The sequence below is a fragment of the Salinispora vitiensis genome, from assembly GCF_000378825.1.
In the GTDB taxonomy this organism is placed as follows: domain Bacteria; phylum Actinomycetota; class Actinomycetes; order Mycobacteriales; family Micromonosporaceae; genus Micromonospora; species Micromonospora vitiensis.
The window spans coordinates 1,836,023-1,853,244 of the sequence record NZ_KB900388.1 but is presented as its reverse complement, the minus strand read 5'-3'; the positions used below and the strand labels follow the sequence as shown (position 1 = coordinate 1,853,244).

General features: G+C 69.7%; 13 protein-coding genes and 1 pseudogene. 9 read left to right on the top strand and 5 right to left on the bottom strand.

From position 1 onward, the window contains the following. The first annotated feature begins 94 nt into the window (after positions 1-94). The 4 genes from SALPAC2_RS0108545 (at position 95) to SALPAC2_RS0108530 (ending at position 5,015) form a co-directional block, all read left to right on the top strand. Positions 95-1,699 carry an ABC-F family ATP-binding cassette domain-containing protein gene (locus SALPAC2_RS0108545; RefSeq protein ID WP_018216241.1) on the top strand — a complete coding sequence of 535 codons (1,605 nt, stop codon included), beginning with the start codon at positions 95-97 and terminating at the stop codon, positions 1,697-1,699. A gap of 153 nt (positions 1,700-1,852) precedes the next feature. Further along, the gene (locus SALPAC2_RS0108540) at positions 1,853-2,080 is read left to right on the top strand and encodes a helix-turn-helix domain-containing protein (protein WP_007462679.1); all 228 of its coding nucleotides are present in this window, start codon (positions 1,853-1,855) and stop codon (positions 2,078-2,080) included. A gap of 46 nt (positions 2,081-2,126) precedes the next feature. After that, positions 2,127-2,894: an enoyl-CoA hydratase/isomerase family protein gene (locus SALPAC2_RS0108535; protein ID WP_018216240.1), complete on the top strand. Its 768-nt coding sequence runs from the start codon at positions 2,127-2,129 to the stop codon at positions 2,892-2,894. A 144-nt stretch (positions 2,895-3,038) separates the two neighbouring features. After that, the gene (locus tag SALPAC2_RS0108530; protein ID WP_033662019.1) at positions 3,039-5,015 is read left to right on the top strand and encodes an ABC transporter ATP-binding protein; all 1,977 of its coding nucleotides are present in this window, start codon (positions 3,039-3,041) and stop codon (positions 5,013-5,015) included. Positions 5,016-5,059: 44 nt separating this feature from the next. Here SALPAC2_RS0108530 and SALPAC2_RS0108525 read toward each other — a convergent pair whose 3' ends face one another. Both SALPAC2_RS0108525 and SALPAC2_RS0108520 read right to left on the bottom strand, forming a co-directional pair. After that, on the bottom strand, positions 5,060-5,821 hold the full coding sequence (locus tag SALPAC2_RS0108525) for an SDR family oxidoreductase (protein ID WP_026184544.1): 762 nt from the start codon (positions 5,819-5,821) through the stop codon (positions 5,060-5,062). Positions 5,822-5,859: 38 nt separating this feature from the next. Next, positions 5,860-6,432: a TetR/AcrR family transcriptional regulator gene (locus SALPAC2_RS0108520; protein ID WP_018216237.1), complete on the bottom strand. Its 573-nt coding sequence runs from the start codon at positions 6,430-6,432 to the stop codon at positions 5,860-5,862. Positions 6,433-6,628: 196 nt separating this feature from the next. Here SALPAC2_RS0108520 and SALPAC2_RS0108515 point away from each other — a divergent pair, with 196 nt between their 5' ends. Beyond that, on the top strand, positions 6,629-7,273 hold the full coding sequence (locus SALPAC2_RS0108515) for an HAD family hydrolase (protein ID WP_018216236.1): 645 nt from the start codon (positions 6,629-6,631) through the stop codon (positions 7,271-7,273). Positions 7,274-7,427: 154 nt separating this feature from the next. Beyond that, positions 7,428-8,354, top strand: coding sequence for a serine protein kinase RIO (locus tag SALPAC2_RS0108510; protein WP_026184543.1), 927 nt, complete (start codon positions 7,428-7,430; stop codon positions 8,352-8,354). 78 nt (positions 8,355-8,432) lie between these two features. On the opposite strand, the gene SALPAC2_RS0108505 is transcribed toward SALPAC2_RS0108510, so the two are convergent. Both SALPAC2_RS0108505 and SALPAC2_RS0108500 read right to left on the bottom strand, forming a co-directional pair. After that, on the bottom strand, positions 8,433-8,681 hold the full coding sequence (locus SALPAC2_RS0108505; protein ID WP_018216234.1) for a DUF2630 family protein: 249 nt from the start codon (positions 8,679-8,681) through the stop codon (positions 8,433-8,435). Positions 8,682-8,879: 198 nt separating this feature from the next. Further along, positions 8,880-11,729, bottom strand: a complete 2,850-nt coding sequence (locus SALPAC2_RS0108500) for an aconitate hydratase (RefSeq protein ID WP_018216233.1) — start codon at positions 11,727-11,729, stop codon at positions 8,880-8,882. A 333-nt stretch (positions 11,730-12,062) separates the two neighbouring features. Here SALPAC2_RS0108500 and SALPAC2_RS27500 point away from each other — a divergent pair, with 333 nt between their 5' ends. The 3 genes from SALPAC2_RS27500 (at position 12,063) to pulA (ending at position 15,815) form a co-directional block, all read left to right on the top strand. After that, positions 12,063-12,221 (top strand): DUF5993 family protein, encoded by a 159-nt coding sequence (locus tag SALPAC2_RS27500; RefSeq protein WP_018216232.1) that lies wholly within the window; start codon positions 12,063-12,065, stop codon positions 12,219-12,221. Positions 12,222-12,237: 16 nt separating this feature from the next. Beyond that, on the top strand, positions 12,238-12,849 hold the full coding sequence (locus tag SALPAC2_RS0108490) for a disulfide bond formation protein B (protein ID WP_018216231.1): 612 nt from the start codon (positions 12,238-12,240) through the stop codon (positions 12,847-12,849). A 122-nt stretch (positions 12,850-12,971) separates the two neighbouring features. Next, positions 12,972-15,815: a pullulanase-type alpha-1,6-glucosidase gene (gene pulA, locus SALPAC2_RS0108485; protein WP_018216230.1), complete on the top strand. Its 2,844-nt coding sequence runs from the start codon at positions 12,972-12,974 to the stop codon at positions 15,813-15,815. Positions 15,816-15,876: 61 nt separating this feature from the next. On the opposite strand, the pseudogene SALPAC2_RS27835 reads toward pulA, so the two are convergent. After that, positions 15,877-17,222: pseudogene (locus SALPAC2_RS27835) on the bottom strand (hypothetical protein); the annotation flags it as partial.

Genomic DNA, 17,222 nt, shown 5'->3' with positions numbered 1-17,222 from the left:
AAGGCTGAACCGCCCCGCACCGACGGTCCTCCGGCCCGCCGGTGCTTTCGCGTGCCCTGAGTCAGCCCTCCACCCCGAGAGCGAGTCTTCCGACATGATCACTGCCACCGGCCTGGAACTTCGCGCCGGCTCCCGAATCCTGCTCTCCGACACCACGCTGCGGGTGCAGCCGGGGGACCGGATCGGCCTAGTCGGCCGCAACGGCGCCGGCAAGACCACGACGCTGAAGGTGCTGGCCGGCGAGGGGCAGCCGTACGCCGGTCAGCTCGACCGCCGCAGCAACATCGGCTACCTGCCGCAGGATCCGCGTACCGGGGATCTCGACGTGACCGGACGCGACCGGGTCCTCTCCGCCCGCGGGCTCGACCAGCTGATGGCCCGGATGGCGGAGCTGGAGGCGAAGCTCGCCGAGGCGCCGGAAGACAAGTTGGTCCGCCGCTACGGCGCGCTGGAGGACCAGTTCGCCTCGCTCGGCGGGTACGCGGCCGAGGCGGAGGCGGCCCGGATCTGCGCCAACCTCGGGCTCCCCGACCGGGCGCTGGCCCAGACCATCGGCACCCTCTCCGGTGGCCAGCGCCGCCGGATCGAACTGGCGCGGATCCTGTTCCGCGACGCGGGCGAGAACGGCGGCGGCATCCTGCTGCTCGACGAGCCGACCAACCACCTGGACGCCGACTCGATCACCTGGCTGCGCGGGTTCCTCGCCAACCACAAGGGCGGCCTGATCGTGATCTCCCACGACGCCGCTCTGCTGGAGGCGGTGGTCAACAAGGTCTGGTTCCTGGACGCCACCCGTTCGGTGGTGGACGTCTACAACCTGGGGTGGAAGGCATACCTGGAGGCGCGGGAGACCGACGAGCGGCGTCGCCGCCGGGAGCGGGCCAACGCGGAGAAGAAGGCCGGCGCGCTGATGGCGCAGGCGGACAAGATGCGGGCCAAGGCCACCAAGACCGTGGCCGCCCAGAACATGGCCCGGCGGGCCCAGCGGCTGCTCTCCGGTTTGGAGGAGGTGCGGGCCTCCGACAAGGTGGCGAAGGTGCGCTTCCCCACCCCCGCGGCGTGTGGTCGTACCCCGCTGACCGCGAGTGGACTGTCGAAGTCGTACGGTTCGTTGGAGATCTTTACCGATGTGGATGTCGCGGTGGACCGCGGCTCCCGGGTGGCGATCCTCGGCCTCAACGGCGCCGGCAAGACCACCCTGCTGCGGATCCTCGGTGGCCTGCTGGAACCGGACACCGGCGAGGTGCGGCCCGGGCACGGCCTCCGGCTGGGCTACTACGCCCAGGAGCACGAGACCCTGGACGTCCAGCGGACGATCCTGGAGCACATGCGCAGCGCCGCGCCGGAGCAGAGTGACACCGAGCTGCGCCGGATCCTCGGTGCGTTCCTCTTCTCCGGGGAGGATGTGGAGAAGCCCGCCGGGGTGCTCTCCGGCGGGGAGAAGACCCGGCTCGCTCTGGCTACGCTGGTCTGCTCCGGTGCGAACGTGCTGCTGCTGGACGAGCCGACGAACAACCTCGACCCGGTCAGCCGGGAGCAGGTGCTGGACGCCATCGCCCGCTACCCCGGTGCGATCGTGCTGGTCACGCACGATCCGGGTGCGGTGACCGCGCTCAAACCGGATCGGGCCATCCTGCTGCCCGACGGGGACGAGGACGCCTGGAGTGACGACCTCCTGGAGTTGGTTGAGCTGGCCTGACCGACCCCCGGGCCCTGACTTCGCCTATCGGGAAGCCGACATTACATAGCGTGTCGGTTGGCGAATAGTTGATATCTGGCGCATGATCGTTCGAGACGGTCTAATAGGTGGGACCGTATCCGAACCGCACAGTCTGGGACGTGAGGACACAGCATGGCAGCCACTGGCACAGCCACCAGCACTGAGAAGGGTCGCCGGATCGTCGGGGCCGAGCGTCAGACGCTCGCCAAGGACCTGGTCAAGCGGTACACCTCGGGGGAGAGCATCCGTGCGCTCGCGGCCTCGACCGGCCGCTCCTACGGATTCATCCACCGGGTGCTCACCGAGTCCGGGGTGCAGCTGCGGCAGCGCGGCGGCGCCCGGCGTCGCAAGAAGGCGTGACCCGCCGAGCGGCGCCACCCATCAGCACCGTTCCCCGGGCCGCCCGGTGACTGCCGCGGCGACCGGGGTCCGGCTGGAGTGCGACGGTGCGGTGGCCACGGTCACCCTGACCCGGCCCGACGTGCTCAACGCGCAGACTCCGGCGATGTGGCAGGCGATGCGCGACTTCTCCCGGAAGCTCCCCGGCGACGTACGCGTCGTGGTTGTCCGCGGTGAAGGCCGGGCCTTCTCCGCCGGCCTCGACCTGTCGGTGGCGGGTGCTTCCGGGCCGGGTTCCTTCGCCGAGCTGTCCACCCTGCCCGAGCAGGAGTGCGCGGACCGGATCGCCGAGCTGCAGGATGCCTTCACCTGGTTGCATCGCCCCGACCTGGTGTCGATCGCGGCGGTGCAGGGGCACGCGATCGGCGCCGGGTTTCAGCTGGCGCTCGCCTGCGACCTGCGGGTTCTCGCCGAGGATGCCCGGTTTTCCATGGCGGAGGTGACACTCGGCCTGGTCCCAGACCTGGCCGGCACCAAGCGCCTGGTCGAGCTTGTGGGCTACTCGCGCGCGCTGGAGCTCTGCGCCACCGGGCGGCGGTTGGACGCCGCCGAGGCGGACCGGATCGGGCTGGCAACTCTGGTCGTGCCGACCGGGGAGCTGGCCGGCGCGGTCAGCGACCTGACGGCGGGGCTGCTCGCCAATGACCGGGACGCGGTCGTGGAGATCAAGGCGTTGCTCGCCGGTGCGTCCGGCCGGACCCCGGCCGAGCAGGAGCGGGCGGAGCGGGAGGCACAGACCCGGCGGCTGCGGGAACTCGCCGGCCGGGGAGAATAGCCGGGCGGGGCGCTGGCACCTTCAGCGCCCGTAAGGGCCGTACGGGAAGATTTGGGTTACTGACCGGGTTGTCACAGGCGTCGGGAGAATCGACCCGGAGGTGGTGGTCGGCCCGATGACCCGGAGGTGACCGTGTCCAATCCGATGTCCGGCGGCGGCATAGGCGGCTGGAGCATGCTCCGGTCGATGCGGAGCCACGACGAGATCTCGGCGCACCGGCTCCAGCGCGGGGTGGCGCGTCGGATCGTCGGCTTCGCCCAGCCCTACCGGCGGGACATCGTCGTCTTCCTGGCCACCGTCGTGCTGGCCGCGATGATCGGGGTCGCCACCCCGGTGCTCGCCGGCAAAGTGATCGACGCCATCACGCGGGGCGGCAGCGAGGCATCCACCCTGATCGTTCGGCTGGCGCTGGTGATCGCCGCGCTCGCGGTGGCAGACGCGCTGCTCTCGCTCGCCCAGCGGTGGTACTCGGCCCGCATCGGTGAGGGCATCATCCTCGACCTGCGAACCCGGGTCTACGACCATGTCCAGCGGATGCCGTTGCAGTTCTTCAGCCGGACCCAGACCGGTGCCCTGGTCAGTCGACTCAACAACGACGTGCTCGGGGCCCAGCGGGCGTTCACCTCGACCCTGTCCGGGGTGGTGAGCAACGTCATCCAGCTGGTGCTCACCGCGGCGGTGATGTTCACCCTTTCGTGGCAGATCACCGCACTGTCGCTGGTGCTACTGCCGGTGTTCATCATTCCGGCCCGCCGGGTCGGGCGGCGCCTCGCCGAGATCACCCGCGAGTCCTACAACCTCGACGCGAAGATGAACGCGACGATGACCGAGCGCTTCGGCGTCTCCGGAGCACTGCTGGTCAAGCTCTTCGGCCAGCCCGACAACGAGGCACGCCGGTTCGCCGCGCGGGCCGAGCGGGTCCGGGACATCGGCATCCAATCCGCGATGTACTCGCGGACCTTCTTCGTGGCGATGCTGCTGGTCGCCTCGCTCGCGCAGGCGCTCACCTACGGGCTGGGCGGGTGGCTGGCAGTCACCGGCAGCGTCAGCGCCGGCACCGTCGTCACGCTCGCGCTACTACTCACCCGGCTTTACGGCCCACTCACCGCGCTCTCCAACGTACGGGTTGACGTGATGAGCGCGTTGGTCTCGTTTGACCGGGTCTACGAGGTGCTCGACCTGCAACCCGCCCTCACCGAGAAGGCCGCTGCCGTCACCGTGCCGCGGGGCGACGGTCGGGTCGAGTTCCGGTCGGTGCGTTTCCGCTACCCGAGCGCCGCCGAGATCTCGCTGGCCTCCCTGGAGGAGGTCGCCGCGCTCGATCGGACGGCCACCGAGCCGGTGCTCCGGGGCGTGTCGTTCACCGTCGAGCCGGGGCAGATGGTCGCCCTGGTCGGGCCCTCCGGCGCGGGCAAGTCGACGCTGTCCATGTTGATCTCTCGGCTCTACGACGTTACCGACGGTCAGGTACTCGTCGGCGGGGTTGATGTCCGGGACGCCAGCCTGGACTCCCTGCGCGACGAGATCGGTGTCGTCACTCAGGACTCACACCTGTTCCACGAGACCATCGCCGAGAACCTGCGGTACGCCAAACCGGCGGCCACCGACGACGAACTCTGGGCTGCCCTCGCCGGTGCGCAGGTGGCGGACCTCGTGCGGGCGTTGCCCGACGGCCTGGACACGGTGGTGGGTGAGCGCGGCTACCGCTTCTCCGGCGGGGAGAAACAACGCATCGCGATCGCCCGGGTGCTGCTCAAGGCACCCTCGATCGTGATTCTCGACGAGGCCACCGCGCATCTGGACTCGGAAAGCGAGGCAGCGGTGCAGCAGGCGCTCTCGGTGGCGTTGACGGGGCGGACCGCGCTGGTCATCGCGCACCGGCTCTCCACGGTGCGAGAGGCCGACCAGATTCTCGTACTCGATCAGGGGCGGATCGTCGAGCGGGGACGACATGAGGAGCTGGTCGTTCTGGGCGGGCTCTACGCCGAGCTGTACCGGACGCAGTTCGCGGTCGCTGACTCGCCGACGCCGTACCAGGACGCGACCGGGCCGGAGCCGGTTACGCTGCCGATGCGCTCCTACGTCGCCGAGGAGGCGCTGCCGCCGGCCGCCGCCAACTAGCCAGCGCTGATCCCCGACCGATGCCTGCTGTCCGGCTTGGGCGACTACAGCCCGCGCAGCGTGCCGCCGTCCACCGGTAGCGTGATTCCGGTCAGGTAGCTGGCGGCGGGGGAGAGCACGAACGCCGCCACCCGGCCGAACTCCGCCGGATCGCCCAGCCGGCGGAGCGGGATCTCCGCCTCTGCCGTGGCGCGGGCCTGTTCGGGATCCCCGGCGGTGGCGAGGAGCTGCGCGTTCCGGTCGGTCAGCATCCGCCCCGGCAGCAGCCCCACCACCCGGACGCCCTGGGGGCCGTACTCGTCGGCCATGTCCTTGGCGACCCCGGCTAGGCCGGGCCGGAGGCCGTTGGAGATGCCCAGGCCGGCCAGCGGCGTCCGCGCCGTGATGGACAGCACCAGCCCGATCGCCCCGCCGTCGGGCAGCGCGGCGGCGACGGTCCGGGCCATTCGGACGGTGCCGAGGAAGATCGTTTCGAAGGAGTTGCGCCACTGCTCGTCGCTCAGGGTGGCCGCGCTACCCGGCGGTGGGCCGCCGACCGACACCAGCGCGCCATCCAGCCGCCCGAACGCCTCCCGGGCGGTCGCCGTCAGCCGTTCGGGCAGCTCCGGGTCGGCCAGGTCGGCGGGCACGCCGACGGCGCACGCGGGGCCACCGAGGCGGTGGGCGGCGGCGCTCACCGCCTCGGCGTCCCGGGCGGCGAGGACGACGCGCGCCCCGTCGGCGACGAGCGCCTCGGCCGTCGCGTAGCCGAGGCCCCGGGAAGCGCCGGTGAGCACGTACACGCGGTCAGTCAGGCCGAGCTCCATGCCCTGATCCTGCCGCATCGGCTACCAGCGGGGGACGGTCAACGCCGACGGACGGCCTCCTCGACCAGGTTGAGTACCGGTCCGAGGTCGTCGGCGGGGCGTCCCATCGCCAGGTGCAGGACCAGACCGTCGTACGCCAGCTTCAGGAACTGGGCGAGCACATCGACGGGGACGTCGTCGCGTAGGACGCCCGCCTCGCGCTGGCGGAGTAGGCGGTCGCGGGTCGCTTCGGCGATCGCCGCGGACCGTTCGGTCCACCGCCGGGCGAACGCGGGATCGGTGCGGAGGCGGCGCGAGACCTCCAGCTGGCTGCCCAGCCAGCCCGTCGTGTCGGGGGAGGCGGCCCGGGCCAGCAGATCGCGCATCACCTGCACCAGGCCATTGCGGGCGACAGTTTCCACCATCGCCGCCGCATCGTCCTCGGCCACGGCGAGGAAGAGGGAGTCCTTGTCGCGGAAATGGTGGAAGATCGCTCCGCGGGACAGCCCGGTCGCCTCCTCCAGCCGGCGCACGGTGGCGCCCTCGTACCCGTGTCGGGCGAAGCAGACCCGGGCGGCGGTGAGAATCTCCTGCCGGCGCGCGTCGAGTTGGTCCTGACTTACTCTGGGCACGGGTCGATCGTGTCAAACCCCCCGGCGTCCCGCAAACCGTACGTACGGCTTGCGGTCTGACCCGTCGGCTGGCGGCCCGCGTCCGCTCTCTTCGGCGAATTCCCCTACCAGGTTATTCATCCGTTTGTCACAAATTCCTGGCCATTTGGCTGCCTGGGTCTGTCGGACAGACGCCTCAGTCCCGTAAGGTGCCGGAGTGCCGCTGCTCCTTCTTGACCTGGATAACACCCTGCTCGATCGAGAAAATTTGTTCCGATCCTGGGGCGAGCGCTTCCTGGTCAAGATCGGCGCACCGCCAGGTGACCTCGATTGGCTGCTCTCCGTTGACGCGGACGGGCTTACCGATCGGTGGGATGTGGCCGACGCGATTCGAAACCGCTACTCGCTGGCGGTCCGTTCGGTCGACCTAGTGGAGGAGCTGCACGACGGCGTGCTCGCCGGCACCCGACTTGATCCACTGGTGGCGTGCGCGCTGCAGATCGTCGGCGATGCCGGGTGGATACCGGTGGTGGTCTGCAACGGGGCGGTACGGCAGCAGGAGGAGAAGATCCGGCGGACCGGGCTGGACCGCTACCTAGCCGACTGGGTGATCTCCGAGGCGGCCGGGGTCAGCAAGCCGAACCCGCGAATCTTCGCACTGGCCGCCCAGCGGGTTCGGATGCCGCTGCGCGGGGCCTGGGTGGTCGGCGACGGCCCGGAGGCGGACATCGGCGGTGCCGCGGCCATGGGGCTGCCCAGCGTCTGGCTGCACCGAGGGCGCACCTGGACCGACGGACGGTTCGCCCCCACCTTCACGGTCGACGGTCTGATCGCCGCCCTCGCCGCGGTGCTCGCGGCGTAATACCGGTTGCCGCGCCGCGATTCGACAGCGAGCATGGGGCCGCACGGCGCACCCCGGGCGAATGGCCCGGTCGAGGAGAGGAGGTCGGTCATGGCTATCTACACAGGTCACTTTCCACTGTCTTCATTGACCTCGACCGAGGGATCTCACCGCAGTGCGCGATCACGACTCTCCGGTGCCGGAACGCCGGACCCGCGGCAGACGCCGCTTCGACGATGACGAACCACCTTTCAGCAAGCGCGGGCGGAGAACCGGGCCGCAGCCCGCTGACTCCGACCCGGTGCCGGACGCCCAGACCTGGTCGTCCTGGGACGACGCCGTCCACGGCCCAGAGCCGTACCCCGCCTGGCTGGTAACGGAGCTGGCCGCCAAGGACACCGAACTGGGCGTACTCAAGACCGGCAAGGAGGCAGACGTCCATCTCGTCCGCCGCGCCGTGCCCGACACCGATCGGTCCTGCCTACTCGCGGCCAAACGATATCGAGCTGCCGACCACCGGCTCTTCCACCGGGACGCGGGATATCTGGAGGGGCGGCGGATGCGACGCTCCCGGGAGATGCGGGCGATCACCCGGCGAACCGCGTTCGGCCGGCAGATGATCGCCGGGCAGTGGGCGGCGGCGGAGTTCGCCGTGCTCGGCCGCCTGTGGGAGATCGGTGCCCAGTACGGCACGATCGCCGTGCCCTACCCGGTCCAGCTCCGCGGCACCGAGTTGATGCTGGAGTTTCTCGGCGACGGCGACAAGGGGCAGGCCGCCCCACGGCTGGCGCAGCTACGGCCGGCGGAGGCCGACCTGCGCGACCTGTGGGGACAGCTCGTCGAGGCGCTGGTGGTACTCGCTCGGGCTGGCTACGCCCACGGTGACCTGTCGCCCTACAACCTGCTGGTGCACGAGGGGCGGCTGGTGCTCATCGACCTGCCTCAGGTCGTGGATCTGGTCGCCAATCCGCAGGGGCCGGAGTACCTGGCCCGAGACGTACGGGTGGTTGCCACCTGGTTCGTCGCCCGCGGCCTGCCGGCGGAGCAGGCAGAACCGCTCGCCCTCACCGAACACCTGCTCCGGGAGGCGGGCCTGCGGTGAAACGCTGCCCCGAGCGGCGGGCCGGCCCTGACCACGGTGCGCGCCCCGTGGTGCGGCCGGCGTTGCTCCAGCCGGGCCCTACTGGAGGTAGCGCGCCACCTCCGGCGCCGGACGTACACCCTGGGCGTCCGGGTCGCCGTGGGTGGAGCGGGCGGCGCGCCGCCGGCGCAGCAGGTCCCAGCACTGGTCCAACGACGCCGACAGATCCCGGAGCCGGTCCCGGCTCTCGTCGTCGGTGCCCTCCTCGTTGGCCTGGGCCGCGGCGCGGAGCTGGTGTTCCTCGTCGACCAGCTCGGAGATGCGCTTCAGGATGGTCTTGTCGTCCATGACCACGAGCCTGGCACAGCATGGCGAGATCACACCCGGGATCGGGCTGCTGTCTCGGGGCAACGCCCGGTCAGCCGCTTCGGGTCGGCAACCCGGGCCGACCGGGGCCGGGCCGGGTCGGTAACCCGGCCCGACCCCGCCAGCTGGAAACGCGACGGGGCCCCCACCGGTGTGTGGGGGCCCCGTCGGGTTACCGCCTTAGCCGATCATCCGGCGCAGCACGTACTGCAGGATGCCACCGTGCCGGAAGTAGTCCGCCTCTCCTGGCGTGTCGATGCGGACCACCGCGTCGAACTCGACCCCGGTGTCGGTGGTCACCTGGACGGTCCGCGGGGTGTTGCCCTCGTTGAGGGCGGTGACTCCACTGATAGTGAAGGACTCGGTGCCGCACAGGCCCAGCGACTCGGCGGTCTCGCCGGCCGGGAACTGCAGCGGCAGGACGCCCATGCCGATCAGGTTGGAGCGGTGGATCCGCTCGTACGACTCGGCGATGACCGCCTTGACGCCCAGCAGCATCGTGCCCTTGGCGGCCCAGTCCCGGGACGAGCCCGAACCGTACTCCTTGCCGGCGAGGACGATCAGCGGGATTCCCGCCTCCTGGTAGGCCACGGCGGCGTCGTAGATGGTGCTCTGCGCGCCGGTCAGGTGGTTGACCGTGAAGCCGCCCTCCGGAAGCGCGGCCCCGGCAGCGGAGTCGGCACCGGGCACCCGAAGCTGGTTACGCAGCCGGATGTTGGCGAAGGTGCCCCGAATCATCACCTCGTGGTTACCCCGGCGGGAGCCGTACGAGTTGAACTCGTGCCGCGGCACGCCGTGCTCGGCGAGGTACCGACCCGCGGGGGAGTCGGCCTTGATCGCACCGGCGGGCGAGATGTGGTCGGTGGTTACCGAGTCGCCGAGCTTGGCCAGGACCCGTGCCGCCCCGATGTCGCCCACCGGCGCCGGCTCGCGCTGCATGCCCTCGAAGTACGGGGGCTTGCGGACGTAGGTCGACTCGCCCTCCCAGGCGAAGGTGTCGCCGGTCGGCGTCGGCAGCGACTGCCACCGCTCGTCACCGGCGAAGACGTCCGCGTACGCCGAGCTGAAGCCGCCGGCGCCGATCGCGGCGGCGATGACCTCCTGGATCTCGGTGCTGCTCGGCCAGATGTCGCGCAGGAACACCGGGTTCCCCTGGGCGTCCTCGCCGATCGGCTCGTTGGCCAGGTCGATGTCCATGGTGCCGGCGAGCGCGTACGCGACCACCAGCGGCGGGGACGCCAGGTAGTTCATCTTGACGTCCGGGTTGATCCGGCCCTCGAAGTTACGGTTGCCGGAGAGCACCGAGACGACCGAGAGGTCCTTCTCGTTCACCGCCGCGGAGATCTCCTCCGGCAGCGGGCCGGAGTTGCCGATGCAGGTGGTGCAGCCGTAGCCGACCAGGTGGAAGCCGAGCTTCTCCAGGTACGGGGTGAGGCCGGCCCGCTCGTAGTAGTCCATGACGACCTTCGAGCCCGGGGCGAGGGTGGTCTTCACCCACGGCTTGCGGGCCAGGCCCCGCTCCACGGCGTTGCGAGCGAGCAGCGCGGCGCCGATCATCACCTGCGGGTTGGAGGTGTTGGTGCAGGAGGTGATGGCAGCGATCACCACCGCGCCGTGGTCCAGCTCGAACTCGGTGCCGTCGGCGCCGGTGACCCGGATCGGGTCGGTGGCCCGGCCGCCGGAGCCCACCGCCGCGGTGACTAGGTCGCGCGGGGCGTCAGCGGGGTCGGTGACCTCGTTGGCGGGGGCATCGCTGGCTGGGAAGGACTCGGCGCTGGCCTCGTCGGCGGGGCCGCTGATGCCCTGTTCCGGCTCGCCGTTGGCCGTGTCCACGGCGACGTAGTCGGTGAGGGCGGCCCGGAACAAGGTCTTGGCGTTGCCCAGCGGCACCCGGTCCTGGGGCCGCTTCGGGCCGGCGAGCGACGGCTCGATGCTGCTGAGGTCCAGCTCCAGCCGCTCCGAGTAGTCCGGCTCCGCGGCCGGGTCGTGCCAGAGGCCCTGCTCCTTCGCGTACGCCTCGACGAGCGCGACCTGCTGCGGGTCGCGCCCGGTCAGCTCCAGGTAGCGCACGGTTTCGGCGTCGATCGGGAAGATCGCGACGGTGGAGCCGTACTCCGGGGACATGTTGCCGATGGTGGCCCGGTTGGCCAGCGGCACCGCGCTGACGCCGGGGCCGTAGAACTCGACGAACTTGCCGACCACACCGTGCTTGCGCAGCATTTCGGTGATGGTCAGGACCAGGTCGGTGGCGGTGGTGCCGGCCGGCATCTCCCCGGAGAGCTTGAATCCGACGACCCGCGGGATGAGCATGCTGACCGGCTGGCCGAGCATCGCCGCCTCGGCCTCGATGCCGCCGACGCCCCAGCCGAGCACGCCGAGGCCGTTGACCATCGTGGTGTGCGAGTCGGTGCCGACCACCGTGTCCGGGTAGGCCTGGCCGTTGCGCTCCATCACCGTACGGGCGAGGTATTCGATGTTGACCTGGTGCACGATGCCGGTGCCCGGCGGGACGACCTTGAACTCGTTGAGGGCGGTCTGGCCCCAGCGCAGGAACTGGTAGCGCTCCTTGTTGCGCTCGTACTCCAGCTCCACGTTGCGTTGGAAGGCGTCCTCGCGGCCGAACAGGTCGGCGATGACGGAGTGGTCGATGACCAATTCGGCCGGGGCGAGCGGGTTGACCCTGGTCGGGTCGCCACCCAGGTCCCGTACGGCCTCACGCATGGTGGCCAGGTCAACCACGCAGGGTACGCCGGTGAAGTCCTGCATCAGCACCCGCGCCGGGGTGAACTGGATCTCCACGCTCGGGTCGGCGGCCGGCTCCCAGGCGCCGAGCTGCCGGATGTGGTCGGCGGTGATGTTCGCGCCATCCTCGGTCCGGAGCAGGTTCTCCAGGAGGATTTTCAGGCTGTAGGGGAGTCGGTCGTGCCCCTCCACCTTGTTAATTTTGAAAATCTCGTAGCTCGCGTCGCCGACGCGTAGCTGGGTCTTCGCACCGAAGGTGTCGAGGCTCGCCACGTCGTACTCCTTCACACCAGTGGCCGTGAGCAGTCCTGAGCAGTCTGTCGCACCGACGGGGGTGGTGCGGTGCTTAGGTGGCCCTTACCTGTATTAACTGCGGGTACAAACCGTACGTCCGTCTTGCTATTCATGCAACCCTGACCCGGCGCGGGGCGGGGCCAGCGGCTTCGCCGCTTGTGTCGAGTGGGTACGGCGGTGGCGAGTGCGCGCCGGTGCGTCGCCGGCTGCGACCTCGCCCCGTTGCGGCGGCGTGGGCGTAGCCGGTTCGGGTTGATGTTTGGGCGACGGTCGAGTTGGTTCTTGATTCCGGCTCGGAGCTCCCGTTTTGGCCACTATTTTGAGCAAATGGCAACAATTCTCTTCGCGGTGCTCCTCGTCGCCGGCTGGCTCGTCGTGCGGGGCAGTGGACGCGGGACCGTCCTCGCCGCGTGGACGGTTTCGCTCGTCGCCATCCTGCTGCTCTTCAACTATCACGTGGGCGCGAAGCTGCCGTTGAACTTCTGATTTGAGTGAGGATGTTATGACCGGCCGTCTGGGCTTCTGGCTCGCGCACCTCTTCGTCCTCGCCTACTGCGGGGTGCTGATCGGCGGGTTCGCGGTGCAGTTCGTGACCGGCGACCTCCCGTGCCCGCTCTGCATCCTGCAGCGGATGGCGATGATGCTGGTGGCCTTCGGGCCGCTCTACATCATCGTGCGGACCCGCCGCGGCGATGTGCGGCTCGCCGACTACGCCATGGGGTACGGGATGAGTATCGTCGCCGCCGTCGTCGGTGCCGCCGTCGCGGTCCGCCAGATCCTGCTGCACATCGTGCCGCCCGACCCCGGCTACGGGTCACCCATTTTGGGGCTGCACCTGTACACCTGGGCATTTATCACGTTCTGCGTGGTAGTGGTGTTCTGCGGGGTGAGTCTGATCTTCGCCCGCGCGCTGGTGCCGCGGGGGGTGCGGTTCGGTTGGCCGTCAAAGGTGGTCTGCGGGCTGTTCCTGGTGATCGTGGCGGCGAACATGGTGGTGGTGTTCCTCCAGGCGGGCTTCCACTGGTTCCTGCCGCCTGACCCCGACCGCTACGAGATCTTCCATTCGCTGGCGTTCTGGGACGCTGGGGCGAGATCAGGCGGCGCTACCGAGTGAGGGCGGCCCAGGTTCCCGGTGTGAAAGGTGCCTGCAGAATTTCGACTTAACTTGCAAGGGATTGCAGAAAGTTTCGACGGCGGCTAGCGTGCGGCTCATCAGCGACCAGAGGAAGGCCGTCGATGAAACCCCCGCCGATCCCGCGCAAGGCGCTGCTCACTCTCGCCTCGCTGGCGACCCTCACCCTCGCCGGCACCAACACCCTCGTTCACCTCCAACCACCCGGCGACGCCGATGCGCCGGCCGTGGCCGGCGCCGAGCCGTGGGCCGCCGACCACCTCGCCACCACGCTGCTCGCCGCCGGTGGCCACCAACCCGAATCTGGGACCACCACCGGCCTCGACCTGACCACGCAGAAGGCGCACTGGATTGACCGCGGCACTGTCGCCTGGCCGACCGAAATCCCGGACGGCACGACGTACGCGCTGGTGACAGCCGCGGCCGGCGGGGTGACCCTGGTCGACGGCGAACTCGCCGGGACGTACCGGGCGATCCCGCTGCAGGCCCGGCGGCATGGCCTGACCGCGGCGCAACGCGAGCGGTTCCCGCACCTGGCGGCGTACCAGGCCCTCGCTCTGGACCGAAAGCACCTGGCCGGGGTGCCGGCGGCGCTGCGTGGACAACTCGTGGTGACCGAGCGGGACGCCGGAGGTGCCCTGCGCGCCGCCACCGGCGTCCAGCTCCCAGGTGTGCTCGACGATGTCTACGCCCCAGCGACCCGGGCGCGGCTCGGCCCGACCTTCACCGGTGCGGCGCCGACCCTCGCGGTCTGGGCCCCCACCGCCCGTACGGTGGCACTGCAGTTGTTCGACACACCGACGTCGCGACCGCGGCCAGTCCCGATGCAACGGGACGACCGCACCGGCGTGTGGTCGGTGCGGGGAACCCCCTCCTGGACCGGGAAGTACTACCGCTACCAGGTCGAGGTGTGGCAGCCGGCCGAGCAGCAGCTGGTCACCGCGGCGGTGACCGACCCGTACTCGCTGGCGCTCGCCCCCGACTCCACCCACAGCCAGATCGTCGATCTCGCCGACCCGAGACTCGCGCCACCGGGCTGGACGCAGCTGCCAAAGCCGGCGGCGGTACCGGCGACGCAGGCGCAGATCTCCGAGCTGTCGGTACGGGACTTCTCGATCGCGGACCGCACCGTGCCGGCCGGGCAACGCGGCACGTTCCGTGCCTTTACCGACCCCGCCACCGCGGGAATGCGACACCTGAAGGCGCTCGGCGACGCCGGGACGACCCACCTACACCTGCTCCCGGCATTCGACTTCGCCACGATCCCCGAACGCCGCGCCGACCAGCAGCAACCCCCATGCGACCTGGCGGCGCTCCCGCCAGACTCGGACGAACAGCAGCGATGCGTCGCCGCAGTCGCCGACACCGACGGCTACAACTGGGGGTATGACCCGCTGCACTACACCGTGCCGGAGGGCGGCTACGCCGTTGACCCGACCGGTGCGGCGCGGACCACCGAGTTCCGGCGGATGGTCGCCGGGGTCAACGGCGCGGGGCTGCGGGTGGTGCTCGACGTCGTCTACAACCACACCTCGGCTGCGGGCACCGACCCGAACTCGGTGCTGGACCAAGTGGTTCCCGGCTACTACCACCGGCTGCTGGCAGATGGTTCGGTCGCCACCTCAACCTGCTGCGCCAACACCGCCCCCGAGCACGCCATGATGGGCAAGCTCGTGGTCGACTCGGTGGTCACCTGGGCGAAGGAGTACAAGGTAGACGGCTTCCGGTTCGACCTGATGGGGCACCACCCGAAGGCGAACATGCTGGCCGTCCGCGCCGCCCTCGACAAGCTGACCCTCGCCCGCGACGGAGTGGACGGCCGGGGCATCCTGCTGTACGGCGAGGGCTGGAACTTCGGCGAGGTAGCCGACGACGCCCGGTTCGTTCAGGCAACCCAGGCCAACCTGGCCGGCACTGGGATCGGCACCTTCAACGACCGACTCCGCGACGCCGTGCGCGGAGGCGGCCCCTTCGACGCCAACCCGCGTCGACAGGGCTTCGCCTCCGGGCTGTACACCGACCCCAACCACGACCCGGTGAACGGGTCAGCGGCGCAGCAACGCGCCCACCTGCTGCACCAGCACGACCTGATCAAAGTTGGGCTCACCGGCAACCTCCGTGACTACCGATTCACCAACACCGCCGGCGAGCAGGTCACCGGGGCGCAGGTGGACTACAACGGGTCGCCAGCCGGCTACACGGCCGCACCGGGGGAGTCGGTCACCTACGTGGACGCGCACGACAACGAGATCCTGTACGACGCGTTGGCGTACAAGCTGCCGGAAGACACCACGGCGGTAGACCGAGCCCGGATGCAGGTCCTCGCGCTCGGCACCGCCCTGCTGGGGCAGGGCACCGGTTTCGCCACCGCCGGCAGCGAGCGGTTGCGGTCGAAGTCGCTGGACCGCAACTCGTACAACTCTGGTGACTGGTTCAACCAGATTCGATGGGACTGCGCCCAGGGAAACGGGTTTGGCATCGGACTCCCGTCCGAGCAGGACAACAAGGACAAGTGGCCGTACGCTCGCCCCCTGCTTGCCGATCCGGGGTTGGTGCCGGACTGCGAAACGATCGACCTGGCCGGGACCCGGCACACCGAGTTGCTTCGGATCCGCTCATCGTCGCCGGTGTTCGGGTTACGGACGGCAGAGCAGGTGCAGCAACGGGTGGCGTTCCCGTTGTCGGGCCCCGCGGAGCAGCCGGGTGTGCTGACGATGACGCTGGACAGCCGAGGGCTGGGTGGTCCGTGGAAGTCTGTGACGGTGGTCTTCAACGCCACCCCTCAGGCGGCTACCCAACAGCTCACCGACCTGCGCGGAGCAGACATAGCACTGCACCCGGTGCTGCGTACCTCCGCTGATGAAGTCCTGCGAACGTCCTCGTTCGCGGCCGACAGTGGCACGTTCACGGTTCCGGCCCGCAGCGTGGCGGTCTTCGTGCAGCGGTGACACACAAATGGTCCGGCCCCCTCCGCTGACGCGGAGGGGGCCGGACTGACTAGCTGGTCGATCAGCCGAAGCAGTTCTCGATCGGCTCGGGGCTGCCCTGACAGTTGGTCGGGTCATTGCCCTTGATCGCGGACTTGTTGTCGACCGTGACCTTCCCCAGTGCGCTGAACACGCCACCCGGCTTGAAGGTCGAGCGGTTCTCCGTCACCTTGGAAGCAGTCAGATCGACGTCGCCCAGGACGTTGAAGATCCCGGCGCCGGAGAAGCCGGCGATGTTTCCGGAAATCGAGCTGTCCCGGAAGGTGACCGCGCTGAGGAGGTTGAACACACCGCCCCCGAAGACGCCGGCCTTGCTGTCCGTGATGTGGCTCTTGTCGACGTTGGCAATCACGCCAAGTGCCAGCGCCATGCCTCCACCGTCACCGACGGTGCCGTTGTCAACGAGCTGCGCCTCCTGCAGGTAGAGGCTGCCTCGCTCGGCCGCGCCGATTCCTCCGCCGGCGAGCAGCGCCAGGTTTCGGGCAACAATCGACTGCTTGACCGTCATGTCGCCGCCGAGGTCGAACAGGCCACCGCCGAAGCCGAGTGTGTCGTTACCGGTGACCTCGGCCTTTTCGACCGAGACCATCCCGGCCTTGATGTCCTCGCGGTCCAGGAACGCTGCCCCGTTGGCGATACCGCCGCCGCCGACTGTAGCGCCGTTTTGCATCACCCGGGACGAGGAGACCCGCAGGACACCGCCGTTGAAGATGCCGCCACCGTAGTGGAAGGCGTCATTCTTGAACAGTGTCGTGTGGTAGAGGCTGGTCTTGCCGAAGTTGGCGATCCCACCTCCGACGCCACCGGCGAGGTTGTGCTCCAGGTAGGACTTCTCAAAATCAGCGGTGCCGCCTGCCTGTACCAGGACGCCAGCGCCGTCCGTGGTGTTGTGGTGCGGGAAGGACTTGTGCTCCGCCCCTTCAGCGGCAGGGGCCGTCCACTCGGCGGCTGGTGCGCCGACGGTGGCGTCCCCACTGGCGGCGCCGCTCTGGTTCCAGCTGGCGGCGTCGTCGTTGGTGGTGTTGTCGCTGGCGGCGCCGTTCTGGTTCCAGCTGGCGGCGTCGTCGTTGGTGGTGTTGTCGCTGGCGGCGCCGTTCTGGTTCCAGCTGGCGGCGTCGTCGTGGTGGTGTTGTCGCTGGCGGCGCCGTTCTGGTTCCAGCTGGCGGCGTCGTCGTTGGTGGTGTTGTCGCTGGCGCGCCGTTCTGGTTCCAGCTGGCGGCGTCGTCGTTGGTGGTGTTGTCGCTGGCGGCGCCGTTCTGGTTCCAGCTGGCGGCGCCGTTTTTCGTTGGTGACGGCGACGTCCATGCTTGCGTCGTCGGTGGCGACGGTCTCGTCCGTGGCGGTGGCGTCGTCGGTGGCGACAGTCTC

Coding starts and splice junctions, on each gene's coding strand:
- SALPAC2_RS0108545 (WP_018216241.1), top strand. CDS start 95: ATGATCACTGCCACCGGCCTGGAACTTCGCGCCGGCTCCCGAATCCTG.
- SALPAC2_RS0108540 (WP_007462679.1), top strand. CDS start 1,853: ATGGCAGCCACTGGCACAGCCACCAGCACTGAGAAGGGTCGCCGGATC.
- SALPAC2_RS0108530 (WP_033662019.1), top strand. CDS start 3,039: ATGTCCGGCGGCGGCATAGGCGGCTGGAGCATGCTCCGGTCGATGCGG.
- SALPAC2_RS0108525 (WP_026184544.1), bottom strand. CDS start 5,821: ATGGAGCTCGGCCTGACTGACCGCGTGTACGTGCTCACCGGCGCTTCC.
- SALPAC2_RS0108505 (WP_018216234.1), bottom strand. CDS start 8,681: ATGGACGACAAGACCATCCTGAAGCGCATCTCCGAGCTGGTCGACGAG.
- SALPAC2_RS27500 (WP_018216232.1), top strand. CDS start 12,063: ATGGCAACAATTCTCTTCGCGGTGCTCCTCGTCGCCGGCTGGCTCGTC.
- SALPAC2_RS0108490 (WP_018216231.1), top strand. CDS start 12,238: ATGACCGGCCGTCTGGGCTTCTGGCTCGCGCACCTCTTCGTCCTCGCC.
- pulA (WP_018216230.1), top strand. CDS start 12,972: ATGAAACCCCCGCCGATCCCGCGCAAGGCGCTGCTCACTCTCGCCTCG.